The organism is Rhodanobacter ginsenosidimutans (assembly GCF_042655685.1).
In the GTDB taxonomy this organism is placed as follows: domain Bacteria; phylum Pseudomonadota; class Gammaproteobacteria; order Xanthomonadales; family Rhodanobacteraceae; genus Rhodanobacter; species Rhodanobacter ginsenosidimutans.
Genome location: NZ_JBHSMM010000005.1, coordinates 92167 through 108816, shown reverse-complemented (window position 1 = coordinate 108816; position 16650 = coordinate 92167). Strand labels below are relative to the sequence as shown.

The following is a 16650-nucleotide window of genomic DNA, read 5'->3' as shown; positions in this document are numbered from 1 at the left end:
GGGCATTCTGCTTTTCTGCAGGGCACCGATAGACCGCGGCCCCAGGCGAAACTGCAGCCTTCCGCCGTGCGCGGCACCGCCCTGACCGGGCCATGAAACCGGCGCGGGCGGTGGCGAAGGGCTTCGTCATCGGTATTTCCGGTAACGTCGCGCTACGGCATGGGCGAGAACGCGTAACAGAAATGTGTCGCAAGTATTCGACCTGCCTATTGTTGATTGGCCAGTTTGTAACTTAAAGTGGCATGCGTTTCGAGAAGCCGCCGGTATTGGCGGCCATATGAAAGTGCCAGGTTTGTTCGGGGGAACACGTGATGAATCGTTCGTTGAAGTGGTCGGTGCTGATGGCGCTGGCCCTGGGTAGCAGCCAGGTCATGGCGCAAGGCAGTGGGCAGGCCGGTGCGCTGGATCTCGGCCAGATCCAGGTCAAGTCGGCCCTCGGCCAGCCCTTGCTGGCGGAAATCCCGGTGCATTCGAGCCATCCGGCCGACCTGCGCAACCTCAAGGTGCAACTGGCCTCGGGCGAGGATTTCGCACGGGCCGGCATCGCGGGCGGTCGCACGACCTTGCCGCTCGAATTCAAGGTTGTCGACCTCGGCAACGGTCGCCAGGTGATTCGCATCACCAGCAGCACGGCGGTGGACGATCCCTACCTCGATCTGCTGTTGCAAGTCGATGGAGCCGCCGGCAAGAGCGTGCGCGAGTACACGCTGCTGCTCGATCCGCCAGGCTCGGTCGCCGGTGCACCGGCGTACACGCAAGCACCGGCGCCGGCACCGCGGGCGGCACCCGTACATCGCGCGGCACCGGCCGCCGCCACGCCTGCAGCCGCGCCCGCACCTCGGGCGAACGTGGCGGCCAATGGCAACTATGGTCCGGTCCAGCGTGGCCAGACCTTGTCGACGATCGCGCGCAGCGCGGTGCCCGACGCCGATGTGCACCAGGTCATGCTGGCATTCAAGCGGGCCAATCCCGACGCTTTCTACCGCGACAACATCAACGCGCTGAAGAGCGGCGAGGTGTTGCGCGTGCCCACGCGCGAGGAGATCCAGTCGACCGAGCGTGCGGCTGCCGTCGCCGAAGTGCGTCGCGAAAACAGCGACTGGCGCGCCACCGCCGCCAGCACGCCGACCACCGTGGCCGATGCGGCCACGCGTGCTTCCACCAGCAGCGCGCCGGCTGCCAGCCAGGCGTCGTCGGCCGATCGTCTGGCGCTGGTTCCGGCCAGCGCAGGCAAGTCGTCCTCGGGTGCCGATGACAAGGCATCGGCGGCGCTCAAGCAGGATCTGCTGCGCAGCCAGGAAAGCATTGCCAACCTGCAGCAGCAAAGCGGCGACCTGAAGGATCAGCTCAAGGAGCTGGCCGACATCAACAGCAAGAACAAACGCTTGCTGGCGCTGAAGGACAACCAGATCGCCGAATTGCAGGCAAAACTTGCCGCCGCCGGCCAACCGGTGGAGGGCGCGCCGAAGAGCGCCGCCGTCGTTGCGGCGCCTGCCCTCGCGACCACGACCAGCGCCGCGAGCAAGGCCGAACCCGCCGCCCTCGCACTGGCTGGCACCGCCGCTGCCAAACCGACACCGGCACCCGTCGCCGCCGCATCCACGGCAACGACCACGGCAATGACGGCGCCGGCAAAGACCGAAGCCCCCGCCAAGGCCAAGCCGGCGGCGCAGCATCCTGCGCCCAGGTCGGCGCCCGAGGCGGCCGAGGTCGAGCAGCCCTGGTATATGCAACAGGTGGCGTGGCTCGCCGCGGGCGGCGTGATCGTGCTGTTGTTGTTGCTGGCCTTGCTGGGTCGCCGCAAGAAAACCGTGAAACTGCCGGCAGCGGCGGCATCGTCATCGCTGGCCGACCGCTTTGCGGCGGCGCCCACGGATGAATATGGCGGCGATGACGTCGACCAGAACGAATTGCTGGATCAGCTGGCCGAGCACCCGGACGACGTGAGTCTCCACCTGGAACTGGTGAGCCTGTATTACTCGCGCCGCGACGTGGAGCATTTCGAGGCGGCGGCGGAGGCGATGCATGCGCATATCGTCGATCCGCAGCAGGAGGAATGGCAGGACGTGGTGCACATGGGCGAGGATCTTTCGCCCGGTCATCCGTTGTTCGCCGCTCACGACGACATGCCCGCCGATGATGAGACCCAATTGCGTCCGGCATTCGATATCGACCATTACGGCGAAGAAACCGAGTTCGCGCCGGTGGCCCCGGCTTCGCCGAAAAAGGTGAGCGAGTACAACTTCAACTTCCAGCTCTCGCCGACGCCTGCGTCGTCGGAGTCGCCCAAGGCGCCTTATACCGAAGTGCCGCCGGTGGATGAATTTGCGTCATTCCAGTCGGAGGACGACATCCTTCCTCCGTCGCCCGCCGCCGAGTTCGAACCACTGGACATCGGTGAACCGGCCGCCGACGAACCTGTTTCCACCTGGAAGTTCGATGGTGATGAAATGGCCGCTCCGGCCGAGTCGTTCGATCACGATGCGGGTGCCGAACCGGGCGAATTCAGCGACGACCCGGTCGACACCAAGCTCGATCTGGCCCGTGCCTACATGGACATGGGCGACGCCGATGGCGCCCGCGCCATGCTCGACGAAGTGCTGCGGGAAGGCACCCAGATGCAGCGCGACGTGGCACAGCGGTTGTCCGACAGCCTCAGCTGAGCGGTAATCGCGCATGATGCAACGGGCCGGCTTGCCGGCCCGTTGTCGTTGGCGTACTGCTAATCTTTGTTGTTTTCTTTCCGGCTTCACACGTCATGCGCATCGCCCTGGGCATCGAATACGACGGGACCGATTTCTTCGGCTGGCAACGGCTGAAGGAAGGTCCCAGCGTGCAGGCCCGACTGGAACAGGCGCTGTCGCGGGTGGCCGATCATCCCGTGGAAGTCAGCTGTGCCGGACGCACCGATGCGGGCGTGCACGGGCGTTGCCAGGTGGTGCATTTCGACACGCCGGCGCAGCGGGACATGCGCGGCTGGGTGCTGGGCAGTTGCTCCAACCTGCCGGACAGCGTGGCGGTGTTGTGGGCGCAGCCGGTGGCGGACGATTTCCATGCGCGCTACGCCGCCCGCAGCCGGCGCTACCGCTACCGCATCCTCAACCGTCCCGTGCGGGCGGCGCTGGAAGCGCGTTACGTGACATGGGAGCGCTTGCCGCTCGATGCCGAGCGCATGCACCAGGCGGCCCAGGCATTGTTGGGGCTGCACGATTTCAGCGCGTTCCGCGCGCTGTCCTGCCAGGCGAAACATCCCCATCGCACCGTGTTGTCGGTCGATGTGCGGCGCGATGGTGAATACGTCACGCTGGAGATCGAGGCGAACGGTTTCCTGCATCACATGGTGCGCAATATCGTGGGGTCGCTGTTGCTGGTTGGCCGTGGCGAGCGGCCGGTTGAATGGATGGCTGAACTGCTGGCCGGATGCGACCGCCAGGTGGCCGGCCCCACCGGCCCGGCGTCCGGCCTCACGTTTATCGGGCCGCGCTACGAGGCCCGTTGGGGCCTGCCACCGGAGGTAAGCCAATGACCCGCATCAAATGTTGCGGCATGACCCGCGTCGAGGATGCGCTGCTGGCGGCGCGCCTGGGCGCCGATGCCATTGGCGTAGTGCTTACCGCGCGCAGCAAGCGTCGCGTGGCGCTGGATCAAGCCGCATCGATCGTGGCCGCGATGCCCGCGTTCGTCACCACGGTGGCGTTGTTCATGGACGACGACGCGGAGCTGGTGCGGCAGGTGCTGCGCGACGCGCGTCCGGACCTGCTGCAATTCCATGGCGACGAAACCGATGCCTGGTGCCAGCAGTTCGGTCAGCCTTTCCTGAAAGCCGTGGCGATGGGCGAGGGCGCCGCGGCGTTGCCGGCGTTGCAGGCTTATCCGCACGCTCGCGGCTTGCTGCTGGACGGTCACGGTGCGGGCGAGGCCGGAGGCAGCGGCAAGACCTTCGACTGGTCGTTGATACCGCCGGATATGGGGGCGCGGTTGATCCTGGCCGGAGGACTTTCGCCCGCGAATGTAGCCAGCGCGGTGCGCGAGGCGCGGCCGTGGGCGGTCGACGTCGCCAGTGGTGTCGAATCGTCGCCGGGTATCAAGGACCCCGCCAGGATGGCTGCCTTCATCCAGGCGGTACGTGAGGCGGACGCTGACCGCTAGGGCGTGTCAGCCCTTGGCCAGCTCGTTCGCCAGCCACGCCGCCAATGCCGGCGCGCGTCGATCGTGTCGGCGACCGGGTACGGCCAGGATCCAGGCCGCATCGGTCGGCATGAATCCCCATGGTGCCAACAAGCGTCCGGCGGTCAGTTCATCGGTGACCAGCGGGGCCGGCACGATGGCGACACCCAGGCCTGCGATAGCCGCTTCCAGAAGGTAATAGAGATGGGGAAATCCCTGCCCTGAAGGCGGCGAGCCCGGCAGCTTCGCCGCACGTGCCCACTCGTGGGAAGCTTGCGGTCGCGATGCGGTATGCAGCAGGGGTTCGTCCAGCAGGCAGGACGCGGGTTGGCCCTTCAGTTTTGGCCAGCCGCTGTAACCCGGACTGACCACGGGGCCGACGGTTTCCGGCGCCAGCACCTCCACCTGCCAATCCTTCGGCCACGGCGGCGCGGCCAGCAGCAACGCGGCATCGAGGCCGTCCAGCGCATGCGGCAAGTCTTCCAGCGCCGACAGGTGCAAGGGGATTTCCGGCAGGTCGTGGCCCATGCGCTCCAGGCGCGGAATCACCCAGCGCGCCAGCAGGCTGCCGGAGCAGCCGAGCACAAACGGCGTGCGTGTCTGGTCGCGCGAAATCTCGACGCAGACATCGCGGAGCTGGCCGAACGACAGGGCGGCGGTATCCCTCAGCCGCAGGCCCGCGGCGGTCAGGCTCACGCCGCGTCCCTGGCGTTGAAACAGAGGTACGCCCAGCTCGGCCTCCAGTGCACGGATCTGACGGCTGATCGCACCATGCGTCACGTGCAGTTCGCTGCCGGCGCGGCTGATGCTTTCCAGTCGTGCTGCGGCTTCGAACGCGCGCAGGGCGTTCAGTGAGGGGAGTTCCCGGGCCATTCGTATGTGTGAGTTTTACTGACAGGTTGCGTGCGATCTTATCGCTTTTTGCGGCGCCGGTGCTGCGCTATGGTGACGGCCTCATCTCCGTCATATCGAGCTTCAACATGCCCACCATCGACGACTTCCACGCCTGGCCCGACGAGCTCGGCCGCTTCGGCAACTACGGCGGCAGCTACGTTGCCGAGACGCTGATGGCGCCGTTGGCGGAATTGACCGAGGCCTACCTGCGCCTGCGCAAGGACCCCGAATTCATCGCCGAGCTGGACCGCGACCTGAAGTATTACGTCGGCCGGCCCAGCCCGATCTATCACGCCGAACGCCTGTCGCAGCACGTGGGCGGGGCGCGCATCCTGCTGAAGCGCGAGGACCTGAACCACACCGGCGCGCACAAGATCAACAACACGGTCGGCCAGGCGCTGGTCGCCAAACGCATGGGCAAGCCGCGCATCATCGCCGAGACCGGCGCCGGCCAGCATGGCGTCGCCAGCGCCACGGTCGCCGCGCGGCTTGGCCTGAAATGCGTGGTCTACATGGGTGCGGTGGACATCGAGCGGCAGAAAATGAACGTCTACCGCATGAAGCTGCTGGGTGCTGAAGTCGTGCCGGTGACCTCCGGTTCGAAGACGCTGAAGGACGCGTTGAACGAGGCGATGCGCGACTGGGTTACCAACGTGGCCGATACCTTCTACATGATCGGCACCGTGGCCGGCCCGCATCCGTATCCGCTGATGGTGCGCGACTTCAATGCCATCGTGGGCCGCGAGGCACGCGCGCAGATGCTGCAGGATTACGGCCGGCTGCCCGACGCGCTCACCGCCTGTGTCGGTGGCGGTTCCAACGCGATCGGCCTGTTCCACGAATTCCTCAACGATCGCGACGTACGCATCGTTGGCGCCGAAGCGGCCGGCGACGGTATCGAAACCGGCCATCATGCCGCGTCGCTGGCGGCGGGCCGCCCCGGCGTGCTGCACGGCAATCGCACCTACGTGCTGTGCGACGACAACGGCCAGATCACCGAAACCCATTCCGTCTCCGCCGGTCTGGATTACCCCGGCGTCGGTCCCGAGCATGCCTTCCTGAAAGACGCCGGCCGCGCCGAATACGTGGGTGTCACCGATGACGAAGCGTTGCAGGCATTCCATCTGCTGGCGCGCACCGAAGGCATCCTGGCCGCGCTGGAATCCAGCCACGCGGTGGCGCAGGCGATCAAGCTGGCACGCGAATATCCGAAGGACGGCCTGGTCCTGTGCAACCTGTCCGGCCGCGGCGACAAGGACGTGCATACGATCGCCGCGCGCGAAGGAGTGGAAGTATGAGCCGCATCGATCGCCGCTTCGCGGCCCTGAAAGCCGCCAGCCGCACCGGCCTGATTCCGTTCGTCACCGCCGGTGATCCGTCGCCCGAGCACATGGTCACGCTGATGCATGCGCTGGTGGAGGGCGGGGCTGACCTGATCGAGCTCGGCGTACCGTTTTCCGATCCGATGGCCGATGGCCTGGTGATCCAGCATGCCAGCGAGCGGGCGATCGCCAAGGGTGTCGGCATCGGCGAGGTGCTGGGCTGGGTGGCTGCGTTCCGCCAGCGCGATGCAGAGACGCCGATCGTGCTGATGGGTTACCTCAACCCGGTCGAGATCCATGGCTACGCGCGTTTCGCGCAGGAGGCGGTGCAGGCTGGCGTGGATGGCGTGTTGCTGGTCGATTGCCCGCTGGAGGAGGCGGCTGTCTTGCAACCGCTGCGCGATGCCGGCCTGCAGCAGATCCTGCTGGCGGCGCCGACCACCGCACCGGTGCGGATGGAGCGGTTGTGCGAGGCCGCGGAGGGCTTCCTGTATTATGTGTCCTTTGCCGGGATCACCGGGGCAGGGCAGCTCAGCACGCAGGATATCGCGGGGCGCGTGGCTGGCGTCCGGGCCAGCGCCAAGGTACCGGTGGCGGTGGGTTTCGGCATACGCGATGCACAGAGCGCGAAGGAAATCGCGGGGTTTGCCGACGCTGTGGTGATCGGCAGCGCGCTGGTCGCGCGGTTGGCGGGAGCCACCGGGCCGGACGACATCGCCGGCCGGGCGAAGGATTTCCTGCAGCCGATCCGGGCAGCGCTGGACGCACACTGAGAGGTTGTGATTTTTCGACCTCTCAGCCCGGCCACGATGGCCGGTCGCGGATCGGTCACGCAAGTGACTGATTCGCGTGAGCGCGTCCGGGCATGTACCGGGCGCGCGATGGAAGAAAACCACAGGACGTGGTTTTCTTCCCAGCTCTGAGCGGTCATCTGGCCGCTTCAGGTCAGAAACGTTTGAGGTGTTTGCATGAACTGGTTGCAGAAAATCATGACGCCGCGCACGCGGCCCCAGAGCTCCACCGCCGGCAAGGGCTCGGTGCCCGAGGGCGTGTGGGAGAAATGCGGTGGCTGTGGCGCGGTGCTGTACCGGCCCGAACTGGATCGCAACCTGATGGTGTGCCCCAAGTGCGGCCATCACCATTACATCGCGGCGCGCACGCGGTTGCGCGCGCTGCTGGATGAAGGCTCCGGGCAGGAGCTGTGGGCCAGCATGGAGCCCACCGATCCGCTGAAATTCCGCGATTCGAAAAAGTACCGCGACCGCATCATCGCCTCGCAGAAGAAGACCGGTGAGAAAGACGCGCTGCTGACCATGAGCGGCAAGCTGAAAGGTCGCCCGTTGATGGTGGCGGCGTTCGAGTTTGCCTACATGGGCGGCTCGATGGGTTCGGTGGTGGGCGAGAAATTCACCCGCGCCGCCGAACGTGCGCTGGCCGACAAGAGCGCGCTGGTGTGCTTCTCCGCCACCGGCGGCGCGCGCATGCAGGAGGCGTTGTTCTCGCTGATGCAGATGGCCAAGACCTCCGCCGCGCTGGCGCGCCTGCGCGATGCCGGCGTGCCCTATATCAGCGTGCTGACCAACCCCACCACCGGCGGCGTCTCGGCCAGCCTGGCCTTGCTGGGCGACATCAACATTGGCGAGCCGAAGGCATTGATCGGTTTTGCCGGCCCGCGCGTGATCGAGCAGACGGTACGCGAGACGTTGCCCGAGGGCTTCCAGCGTTCGGAGTTCCTGGTCGAGCACGGCGCCATCGACATGATCGTCGACCGCCGCGAGATGCGCGACAAGCTGGCCGACCTGCTGGGCATCCTCGGGCGCGAACAACGCGCAGCCTGACCGCCACGCTGTCGCCATGCGATGCCGCCTTCGGGCGGCATCGTCGTTTCCGCACACGGGTTTTCCACAGCGGTTGTGGAAGCAGGTCGGTAAAGCCTGTGGACAAGCCGCGGCCACGGCTTTTGCATCAGTCACTTGCTACGCATTGCGCAGGAAATGAGCAGCGGCTTTCCACGCGGCGTCGCCAGCGCGGTGCCAGTTTTCCACAGCAGTTGTGCGCCGCTTCTGTACAAGCCTGTGGACAACACCGACGCGTCCTTTGCCGACAATCACTTGGCACGGCGTGTCGATGTTTTGCCCAGTTCGCGATACTTCATCGCGAAGTTCTCCACAGCGACTGTGGACCGCCGTTGGTAAAGCCTGTGGACAACCAGTCTATGTGTCTGAGCGCAAAGGAACTGCCGACGGCGTGCGCAGTTGCTGACCAGGCGAAGGGCTCAGATCAGTGATTGCATCACCCACAGCGACGCGGTGCCGAGTCCCGCGCCGATGGCGATGGCGGCGAGTACATCGCTGGGATAGTGCAGGCCGAGAATCACCCGCGAGGCGGCGACCAGTGCGGTGAAGCCCAGCAACAGGGACGCCATCGGCGGATACCAGGCCAGCGCCACCACCGTGAAACTCACCGCCTGCAAGGTGTGCCCCGAAGGGAAACTGAACTCGTCCAGCGGCGGCACATGCGCGATCACGCCGGGGCCGGAGCGGTAGGGCCGGGGCCGGCGCGGTAGGGCCGGGGCCGGCGCGTCCAGCGTTTCAGCAGGCGGTACAACAGCAGCGCGGCCAGCCCGGTCACGGCCATGTGCGCAGCGGCGATGAGGCCGTCGCGTCCACCGAACAAGGCCAGTACCGCCATCAGCGTGTACCAGAACACACCGTCGCCAAGGCGGCTGATCGCGCCGAAGAACAAGCCGACCATGCGCCGGGCGCCCCAGCGGTTGGCCGCCACGCAGACGCGGCGGTCCAGTGCAAAACGTGGCCCGAGCAAAAGCTCAGGCGTGGGCGATGGTGGCGGCGTGCTCATGCAGGTTCTCCTCGGCCATCTCGCGCAACAGGGTTTCGAAATCGCAGATCACGGCCTCGGGCGACAGGCCGGCCATGCCGACGTGGGCGGCGCGGCCCATGTATCGGATCAGCGCCGGATTGCTGGCCAGCTTCACCGCCGCATCGGTGAAGGCCGGTGCGTTGCCCGGCTCGATGCCATAGCCGTTGATGCCGTCGACCAGGTGTTCGCGCGCCGCACCCTGGGCATAGGCGACCACGGGCAGGCCGGCAGCCAGCGCTTCGAGGATCACGTTGCCGAAGGTTTCGCTGAGGCTGGGGAAGGGAAACAGGTCGGCGCTGGCGTAGTGGCGTCCCAGCGCTTCGCCGCGCTGCACGCCGGCATGGATGAAGTCCGGATGCGCCGCCATCAGCGCGGCGCGGGCCGGGCCATCGCCCACCCACACGTAGCGTGCCTGTGGCAGTTGCTGCTGGATGGCGCGGAAGGTATCTATCGCCAGGTCGAGGTTTTTCTCCGGCGCGATGCGTCCCACGTAGAGGACCACGGGCGCGGACGCATCGACGCCCCACGCGGCGCGCAGGCTGTCGTCGCGTCGGGAAGGATGGAACAGCTGCGTGTCCACCGCCCGTCGCAACAGGCGCGCATTGGAGATGCCCATGCCGTGCAACTCCCGCACGAGCGCGTGGGTGGGCACCAGGGTGGCGGCCGCCCGCTGGTGAAAGCGGCACAGGTACGCGCGAACCCATGGCGTGAGCATGCCCACGCCGTAATGCTCGGCGTAGTTGTCGAAGCGGGTGTGGAAACCGCTGCTCAGCGGGATGCCCAGGCGGCGCGCCGCCCGCATCGCCGACCAGCCCAGCGGGCCTTCGGTGGCGACGTAAACCGCGTCGGGTCGCCGCAGCTTCCAGTGCTGATTCAACGTGCGCCCGGCTGGCATGCCGAAGCGCAAACCCGGGTAGCGCGGCAGGGCGCCGCCGCGCACCTCAAGTACATCGATGCCGGGTTCGTCCTGCTGCGGTCGCGCCTGGCGCGGGCGGATCAGGTCGACATCGTGGCCGCGCGTCGCCAGGCCGGCGGCGAGGCTGTGGACGGTCAGGGCCACGCCGTTGATTTCCGGCGGATAGGTTTCGCTGACGATACCGATACGCATGACATGCCCCGTGCTGGCTTGGCCCAGCTTCGCGGGGCGGCGTTGCGTCGGCATGGCGGGGGCATGACATCACGGTGACGCCAGACGCGAGTGCGGTTTCTTTGGCGGCGACACTGCGCCTACACTGGCCATTGTCATCACGCTTGGAGAATGAATGTGAAACGTATCCTGCTTGCGCTTGCCCTCACTGGACTGGTCGGTTCCGCGATGGCCGTCGATGCGCCGGGCTTGCCCGTCACCAAGGCGCCCGCCGGTGCCGAGGTCTACATCATCTCCCCCAGCGACGGCGCCACCGTGGGCCAGGATGTCACCGTGCGCTTCGGCCTCAAGGGCATGGGCGTGGCGCCGGCTGGGGTGGCCAAGGAACACACCGGTCATCATCACCTGCTGGTCGATGTGACCGAACTGCCCGCCGCCGGCAAACCGATCCCCGCTGATGCCCATCATGTCCATTTCGGCGGCGGCCAGACCCAGACCACGCTGAAGCTGGCGCCCGGCACGCACACGCTGCAACTGGAGCTGGGCGACCAGAACCACGTGCCGTTCGATCCGGCCGTGGTGTCGAAGAAGATCACCATCCACGTGAAGTGAGCCATCGCGTCGGTTATCGGTGGCGGATCGGCTAAAATCGGTGGCTTCATTCCCACCTTGCCGACGCCACCGATGACCGTACGTACCCGCTTCGCTCCCAGCCCCACCGGTTTCCTGCACATCGGCGGCGCGCGTACCGCGCTGTACTGCTGGCTGGAATCGCGTCGTCGCGGCGGCGAATTCGTGTTGCGCATCGAGGATACCGATCGCGAGCGCTCCACCGACGCGGCGGTGCAGGCGATCCTCGATGCCATGCACTGGCTTGGCCTCGATGCGGACGACGGCCCGTACTACCAGACCCAGCGCCTCGATCGCTACAAGCAGGTGGCCGATGAACTGGTCGCTGCCGGCAAGGCCTATTACGCCTACGAGACCAAGGCCGAGATCGAGGCGATGCGCGAGGCGGCCATGAAGGCGGGCGAGAAGCCGCGCTACAACGGCTATTACCGCGACCGCAACGAACCGCTGCGTGACGACCCGAACCGGGTGATCCGTTTCCGCAACCCCGCGGAGGGTTCGGTGGTGTTCGACGACAAGGTCAAAGGCCGCATCGAGTGGGCCAACAGCGAGTTGGACGACCTGGTGATCTTCCGCTCCGATGGCTGGCCTACCTACAACTTCGCCGTGGTGGTCGACGACATCGACATGGGCATCACCGAGGTGATCCGCGGCGACGACCACGTCAACAACACGCCGCGGCAGATCAACATCTACAAGGCGCTGGGTGCCAAGGTGCCGGAGTTCGCGCACCTGCCGATGATCCTGGACAAGGAAGGCAAGAAACTCTCCAAGCGCACCAGCGCGGTCAGCGTGATGGAATACCGCAGCGACGGTTTCCTGCCGCACGCGATCCTCAACTACCTGGTGCGGCTGGGCTGGTCGCACGGCGATCAGGAAATCTTCTCGCGCGAGGAAATGATCGCGCTGTTCGACATCGCCGACGTCAACAAGGCTGCCTCGCGCTTCGATACCGAGAAGCTGGCCTGGCTCAACCAGCATTACCTGAAAACCGACGAACCGCAGACGCTGGCGGCCGAGTTCGAATGGCATCTGGCGCATGCCGGCATCGACTTCAGCCAAGGCCCGGCACCGGCCGACGTGATCGTGGCGCTGCGCGACCGCGTGCACACGCTGAAGGAAATGGCCGAGCGCGCGAAGATCTGGTACGCGCCGATCGCCGAGTGGGATGAAAAGGCCGTCGCCAAACACCTGAAGAACGACTCGGCACCGGCAGTGCTGGACGCGGCAAAAGCGCTGCTGGCCGAATGCACCTGGCAGCCCGAGCCGATCCACGACGTGATCGCCGAGGTTGCCGCGCAACTCGAACTGGGCATGGGCAAGATCGCGCAGCCCTTGCGCGTGGCGATGACGGGCACCCAGGTGTCACCGTCGATCGAGCACACCATCTACCTCGCCGGCCGCGCCGAGGCACTCAAGCGCATCGATGACGCGCTGGCGCTGGCGCGGGAGTAAGCGACGATCCAGATGGAGTTCGAGGGAATGCGCCCCCATCCGGCTGTCGCCACCTTCCCCCGCAAGCGGGAGAAGGGATCACGCGTGGGACCCCTCGGTGTTTCCTTCCCCCGCTTGCGGGGGAAGGTGCCGAAGGCGGATGGGGGCGCTCTTTCCGGCGCCATGAGCCAACGTCTGCATGAATGACCTGCTCGCCAAGGCGCTGCAAGGCGTCGACCCCGATGCCCCTGGAGCGTTCTGGCAGATCTTCGCCAATCTGTTGCATTTGGTGCCGTGGGCAGCCATGTTCTGGTGGAACCTGCTTTTCATCGCCATCGGCGCCCTGCTGGGCCGCTGGCGGGGACGCACGGCGGAAGGCGTGGCGTGGGCGGCGGTGCTGGGACCGATCGGCTGGCTGGTGATCCTGTTCAGGCATCGCCGGAAACAGCAGGTCATGCCGCCACCGCTGCCGCGCTGAACGCGCCGGCATTATGATCGACAACGAGGTGAATCAACGTGGCACACGAAGGCGCCGACATCCTGCACGCCCACCCGCATCATCACGATGCGAAGGGCTTCGTGCATGCGGTCGAAGCGGCCAGCCAGGCGCGTGGCCTGCGCCTGACGCCGCTGCGCAAGGAAGTGCTTGAGCTGATCGCCAGCGAGCGCAAGCCGATCAAGGCCTACGACCTGCTGGCCTTGCTGCGCGAGAAGCACGGCAATGCGGCGCCACCCACGGTCTACCGGGCGCTGGATTTTCTGCTCGAGAACGGCTTCATCCACAAGCTGGAATCGATCAACGCCTTCGTCTCCTGCCATCACCCCGACGAAGCCCATCAGGTGCCGTTCCTGATCTGCGATGTCTGCTCCAGTGCGCAGGAAGTCTGCGATGAACGCGTGGCAAGCCTCATCGAGGCCCAGGCCAGCGCCTTCGGCTTTCGCCCGCAGGCGCAAACGCTGGAAGTGCACGGCGTCTGCAAGCGCTGCCACAAGGCCTGACCCGCGCCCCCGTTATGGGAGCGACTTCAGTCGCGATGCTTTTCCGCCGGTCCAAAAATGAAGTGGCGCTCAGTAATGTTATAAAGTAACATTACAGCACAGGCAGAAGCGGCCATCTCCGGCGGCGCCCGGCAACGCGATGAATTCAGAGCAAGCGAGCAAAACCCGGTGGTGGCGCATGGCCGACCGCGTCGGTGCGGTCGCATCGTTCCTGTGCGCGATCCACTGCGCGCTGCTGCCCTTCATGATCGCGGCTCTGCCTTTCCTCGGCATGGAATTCCTGGCGGACCATCGCTTCGAACGCGGCTTCGTGATGTTTGCCTGCGTGCTTGCGCTGCTGGTGCTGGTGCGTGGTTTCCGCCGGCACCGGTGGTCGCTGCCGTTGCTGCTGGCCGCGCCGGGGCTTGGCCTGCTGCTGCTCGGCGTGACGTATGCCGAGAGCTATTCCATCGTGCTGCACAGTGCGCTGGTGACCTGCGGTGGCTTGCTGCTGGCCGCGGCGCATTTCATCAACCTCCGCCGTGACCACCGGGGCGATGGCCATGTTCATGGTCCCCAGTGCGCGCACTGAGCGCCTGTGTTTCTTCGAGTTCCCGCGCGTGCGAAGGGTGATTGTGTAACGGCAGGCCCGCTTTCTAGCATGGGCGCATGAGTCACCCGCCTTCACACGATCACCGCCACGCGCACGATCACGATCACCCGCCTACCGTGACCACGGACCGTCGCGGAAAGCTGATGTGGGCGTTGTGTCTGACCGTGGCGATGACGGTGGTGGAAATTGTCGGCGGCTGGTGGTCCGGCTCGCTGGCCTTGCTGGCCGACGCCGGCCACATGACGGTGGATTCGCTGGCGCTGCTGCTGGCCTTCATCGGCGCGCGCATGGCAGTGCGTCCCGCCGATGCGCGACGCAGTTACGGCTATGGCCGGATCGAAGTGCTGGTTGGCTTCGTCAACGCGTTGAGCCAGTTCGCGCTGGTGGGCTGGATCGTCTACGAGGCCGTCGTTCGCCTGCGGCATCCGGCGCCGATCCTGTCGGGGTTGATGCTGGGCGTGGCGGTCGCCGGCTTGCTGGTCAACGCGGTGGTCCTGCGCACGCTGCACGGCCACGCGCACGATGACGTGAACATGGCCGGCGCAAGCCTGCACGTGCTGGGCGATCTGCTCGGCTCGCTGGCGGCGGTGGGTGCGGCGCTGGCCATACGCTGGTTCGGCTGGTTGTGGGCCGATCCCGCGTTGTCGCTGGTCGTGGCGGTGTTGCTGCTTGGCAGTGCCTGGCGGTTGCTGCGCCGCTCGTCGCACATTCTGCTTGAGGGCGTACCCGAGGGGCTGGATACCGCCGCCGTGGAAGCCGCCTTGCGCGAAGCCGACGATGCCATCTGTGATGTTCACCACCTGCATCTGTGGCAACTGGCCTCGGGTTCGCGGATGGCCACCGTCCACGCCGAACTGCGCGAGGATGCCGACAGCGCCCAGGCGATGCGGGCGATCAACGACGTGCTGCGCGAGCGTTTCGGCGTGCAGCACGTTACCGTGCAGATCGACACCGGCGGTTGCCTCGACCGCCACGGTGGTTGCGCCGAACATGTACCGCACTAGAACCCGGCCCGGGCCTCACGGCTATGGCCTGCGTGGCCGCACTGCTATGATTCAGGCCTCCCCACGATACGCATCAAGGAGTTTCCATGGGCAAGGGTGATCGCAAGACGCGTCGCGGCAAGACCAACCGCGGCAGCTATGGCAACAGCCGCGCGCACGCCGCGCAGCCGGCAGTGGTCGGCGCCAAACCGACGGTGACCAAGCCGGCGGCGGCCAGGAAGGCAGCACCGAAGAAAAAGTCGGCCTGATCTCCACCTGACGAAAGCCCCACTCCGGTGGGGCTTTTTCGTTCGAGGCCGTGTCCGGTGGGTTTTCCCGACGCGCGCATCCGCATTTTCAACGCTTGCCGCACTGCGGCACACTGCGTATGATGCCGACCCAACGTATTAACGCGTTAGTACATTATGAAGCGTCGATCGCGGGATCCCGAGACACCCATCGCGTCCGCCGAGCTCAGTCTCTGCGAGGCGTTGCTGTCGCTGAAGAACGCTGAGGAGATGGCTGCCTTCCTGCGCGACCTGTGCACGCCGTCGGAGCTGGAAGTGCTGGTCGATCGCTGGCGCGTGGTGCCACACCTGCTTGAGGGCGTGTCGTATCGCGAAATCCATGAGCGCACCGCCGTCAGCATCACCACGATCGGGCGGGTGGCGCGTTATCTCAACCAGGGCAGTGGCGGCTATGTGGCCGCCGCCGCCCGTGCCGCACGGCGACGGGCGCAGAAGAGGACAGATGCATGAAGGAACGTGACCGATTGCGGATCGCGATGCAGAAATCAGGCCGGCTTACCGAGCCCGCGCTGGACTTGCTGCAGCGTTGCGGCCTGAGCTTCCGGCAGAGCCGCGACAAGCTGTTCTGTTTCGGCGAAGGCGAGCCGGTCGATTTGCTGCTGGTGCGCGACGACGACATCCCGTCGTTGATTGCCCAGGGCGTGTGCGACCTGGGCATCGTCGGGCGCAACGTGCTGAACGAATTCCAGCTCACCGCCGGTGAGGAAAGCCCGCCGCTGGCGGAATTGCGCCCGCTGGGTTTTGGCCGCTGCCGCTTGTCCATCGCGGTGCCGCAGGAGTTTGAATACCAGGGTCCGCAACATCTCGAAGGCACGCGCATCGCCACCTCGTATCCCGGGTTGCTGGCTGCGTGGTTGCGCGAGAAAGGCGTGAATGCCGGCGTGATGACGCTGGCCGGCTCGGTCGAGATCGCCCCGCGCCTGGGCACTGCCGACGCGATCTGCGACCTGGTGCAGAGCGGCGGCACGCTGGTGGCCAACCAGTTGCGCGAGACGGACGTGCTGCTGGAAAGCGAGGCGGTACTGGCCGCCGCCGGCACCCCGCCGGCCGACGAGCGCGGCGACATGCTGGAGCTGTTGCTGAAACGCCTCGACGGCGTGATCCAGGTGCGCGAGTCGCGCCTGCTGCTGTTGCAGACCTCGCGCCAGACCTTGGAAGCGGTCACCCGGCTGCTGCCGGGCGGCCCGCAGCCGACCCTGCTGCCGGTCGCCGGCCAGCCCGATCAGCTGATGCTGCAGGCGCTGTGCGCCGGCGAAGTCAGCTGGCGCCAGCTGGAGGAAATCAAGAAGGCCGGCGCGCGCGAGATGTTCGTGTTGCCGGTGGAAAAAATGTTGGCGTGAAATTGAAGCCGGAT

General features: G+C 66.3%; 17 protein-coding genes and 1 pseudogene. 15 read left to right on the top strand and 3 right to left on the bottom strand.

All coding sequences use genetic code 11. From position 1 onward, the window contains the following. The first annotated feature begins 311 nt into the window (after window positions 1-311). The 3 genes from ACFPK0_RS15030 to ACFPK0_RS15020 all read left to right on the top strand — a co-directional run bounded on the left by ACFPK0_RS15030 (window position 312) and on the right by ACFPK0_RS15020 (window position 4149). Entirely contained in the window at window positions 312-2663 is a 2352-nt protein-coding gene (locus ACFPK0_RS15030; RefSeq protein WP_377341884.1) for a motility hub landmark protein FimV, read from the top strand. 95 nt (window positions 2664-2758) lie between these two features. Further along, window positions 2759-3526 carry a tRNA pseudouridine(38-40) synthase TruA gene (gene truA / locus ACFPK0_RS15025; protein ID WP_056078383.1) on the top strand — a complete coding sequence of 256 codons (768 nt, stop codon included), beginning with the start codon at window positions 2759-2761 and terminating at the stop codon, window positions 3524-3526. Then, window positions 3523-4149, top strand: a complete 627-nt coding sequence (locus ACFPK0_RS15020) for a phosphoribosylanthranilate isomerase (protein WP_056078386.1) — start codon at window positions 3523-3525, stop codon at window positions 4147-4149. Before truA ends, ACFPK0_RS15020 begins: the two co-directional genes overlap by 4 nt. 6 nt (window positions 4150-4155) lie before the next feature. On the opposite strand, the gene ACFPK0_RS15015 is transcribed toward ACFPK0_RS15020, so the two are convergent. Then, window positions 4156-5040 carry a LysR family transcriptional regulator gene (locus ACFPK0_RS15015; protein ID WP_056078389.1) on the bottom strand — a complete coding sequence of 295 codons (885 nt, stop codon included), beginning with the start codon at window positions 5038-5040 and terminating at the stop codon, window positions 4156-4158. Between the two features lie 107 nt (window positions 5041-5147). Here ACFPK0_RS15015 and trpB point away from each other — a divergent pair, with 107 nt between their 5' ends. The 3 genes from trpB (at window position 5148) to accD (ending at window position 8221) form a co-directional block, all read left to right on the top strand. After that, window positions 5148-6359 (top strand): tryptophan synthase subunit beta, encoded by a 1212-nt coding sequence (gene trpB, locus ACFPK0_RS15010; RefSeq protein WP_056080806.1) that lies wholly within the window; start codon window positions 5148-5150, stop codon window positions 6357-6359. Next, the gene (gene trpA, locus ACFPK0_RS15005) at window positions 6356-7156 is read left to right on the top strand and encodes a tryptophan synthase subunit alpha (RefSeq protein WP_377341883.1); all 801 of its coding nucleotides are present in this window, start codon (window positions 6356-6358) and stop codon (window positions 7154-7156) included. The genes trpB and trpA overlap by 4 nt, the downstream gene beginning before the upstream one ends. 195 nt (window positions 7157-7351) lie before the next feature. After that, the gene (gene accD, locus ACFPK0_RS15000) at window positions 7352-8221 is read left to right on the top strand and encodes an acetyl-CoA carboxylase, carboxyltransferase subunit beta (RefSeq protein ID WP_056078394.1); all 870 of its coding nucleotides are present in this window, start codon (window positions 7352-7354) and stop codon (window positions 8219-8221) included. Between the two features lie 437 nt (window positions 8222-8658). On the opposite strand, the pseudogene ACFPK0_RS14995 reads toward accD, so the two are convergent. Together ACFPK0_RS14995 and ACFPK0_RS14990 are read right to left on the bottom strand one after the other, a co-directional pair. Beyond that, window positions 8659-9242 (bottom strand): annotated as a pseudogene (locus ACFPK0_RS14995) (phosphatase PAP2 family protein). Continuing rightward, window positions 9211-10371, bottom strand: coding sequence for a glycosyltransferase family 4 protein (locus ACFPK0_RS14990; protein ID WP_377341880.1), 1161 nt, complete (start codon window positions 10369-10371; stop codon window positions 9211-9213). Before ACFPK0_RS14990 ends, ACFPK0_RS14995 begins: the two are co-directional and overlap by 32 nt. 156 nt (window positions 10372-10527) lie before the next feature. On the opposite strand from ACFPK0_RS14990, the gene ACFPK0_RS14985 reads away from it, so the two are divergent. From ACFPK0_RS14985 to hisG, 9 genes are all read left to right on the top strand, one after another. Next, a complete protein-coding gene (locus tag ACFPK0_RS14985; RefSeq protein ID WP_056080813.1) occupies window positions 10528-10962 on the top strand; it encodes a DUF4399 domain-containing protein in 435 nt (144 codons plus the stop codon). Between the two features lie 72 nt (window positions 10963-11034). Beyond that, entirely contained in the window at window positions 11035-12435 is a 1401-nt protein-coding gene (gene gltX, locus ACFPK0_RS14980; protein ID WP_377341878.1) for a glutamate--tRNA ligase, read from the top strand. A 178-nt stretch (window positions 12436-12613) separates the two neighbouring features. Then, window positions 12614-12892 (top strand): hypothetical protein, encoded by a 279-nt coding sequence (locus tag ACFPK0_RS14975; protein ID WP_007082799.1) that lies wholly within the window; start codon window positions 12614-12616, stop codon window positions 12890-12892. A 38-nt stretch (window positions 12893-12930) separates the two neighbouring features. Next, on the top strand, window positions 12931-13413 hold the full coding sequence (locus ACFPK0_RS14970; RefSeq protein ID WP_007082798.1) for a transcriptional repressor: 483 nt from the start codon (window positions 12931-12933) through the stop codon (window positions 13411-13413). 139 nt (window positions 13414-13552) lie between these two features. Then, entirely contained in the window at window positions 13553-13984 is a 432-nt protein-coding gene (locus tag ACFPK0_RS14965; protein ID WP_040671214.1) for a MerC domain-containing protein, read from the top strand. 164 nt (window positions 13985-14148) lie between these two features. Continuing rightward, entirely contained in the window at window positions 14149-15009 is an 861-nt protein-coding gene (locus ACFPK0_RS14960; protein WP_007082796.1) for a cation diffusion facilitator family transporter, read from the top strand. A gap of 86 nt (window positions 15010-15095) precedes the next feature. Continuing rightward, window positions 15096-15257 (top strand): 30S ribosomal protein THX, encoded by a 162-nt coding sequence (locus ACFPK0_RS14955; RefSeq protein WP_343883529.1) that lies wholly within the window; start codon window positions 15096-15098, stop codon window positions 15255-15257. Window positions 15258-15413: 156 nt separating this feature from the next. After that, window positions 15414-15746: a YerC/YecD family TrpR-related protein gene (locus tag ACFPK0_RS14950; RefSeq protein WP_007082794.1), complete on the top strand. Its 333-nt coding sequence runs from the start codon at window positions 15414-15416 to the stop codon at window positions 15744-15746. Continuing rightward, the gene (gene hisG, locus ACFPK0_RS14945; protein WP_377341874.1) at window positions 15743-16636 is read left to right on the top strand and encodes an ATP phosphoribosyltransferase; all 894 of its coding nucleotides are present in this window, start codon (window positions 15743-15745) and stop codon (window positions 16634-16636) included. Before ACFPK0_RS14950 ends, hisG begins: the two co-directional genes overlap by 4 nt. Window positions 16637-16650: the final 14 nt, after the last annotated feature.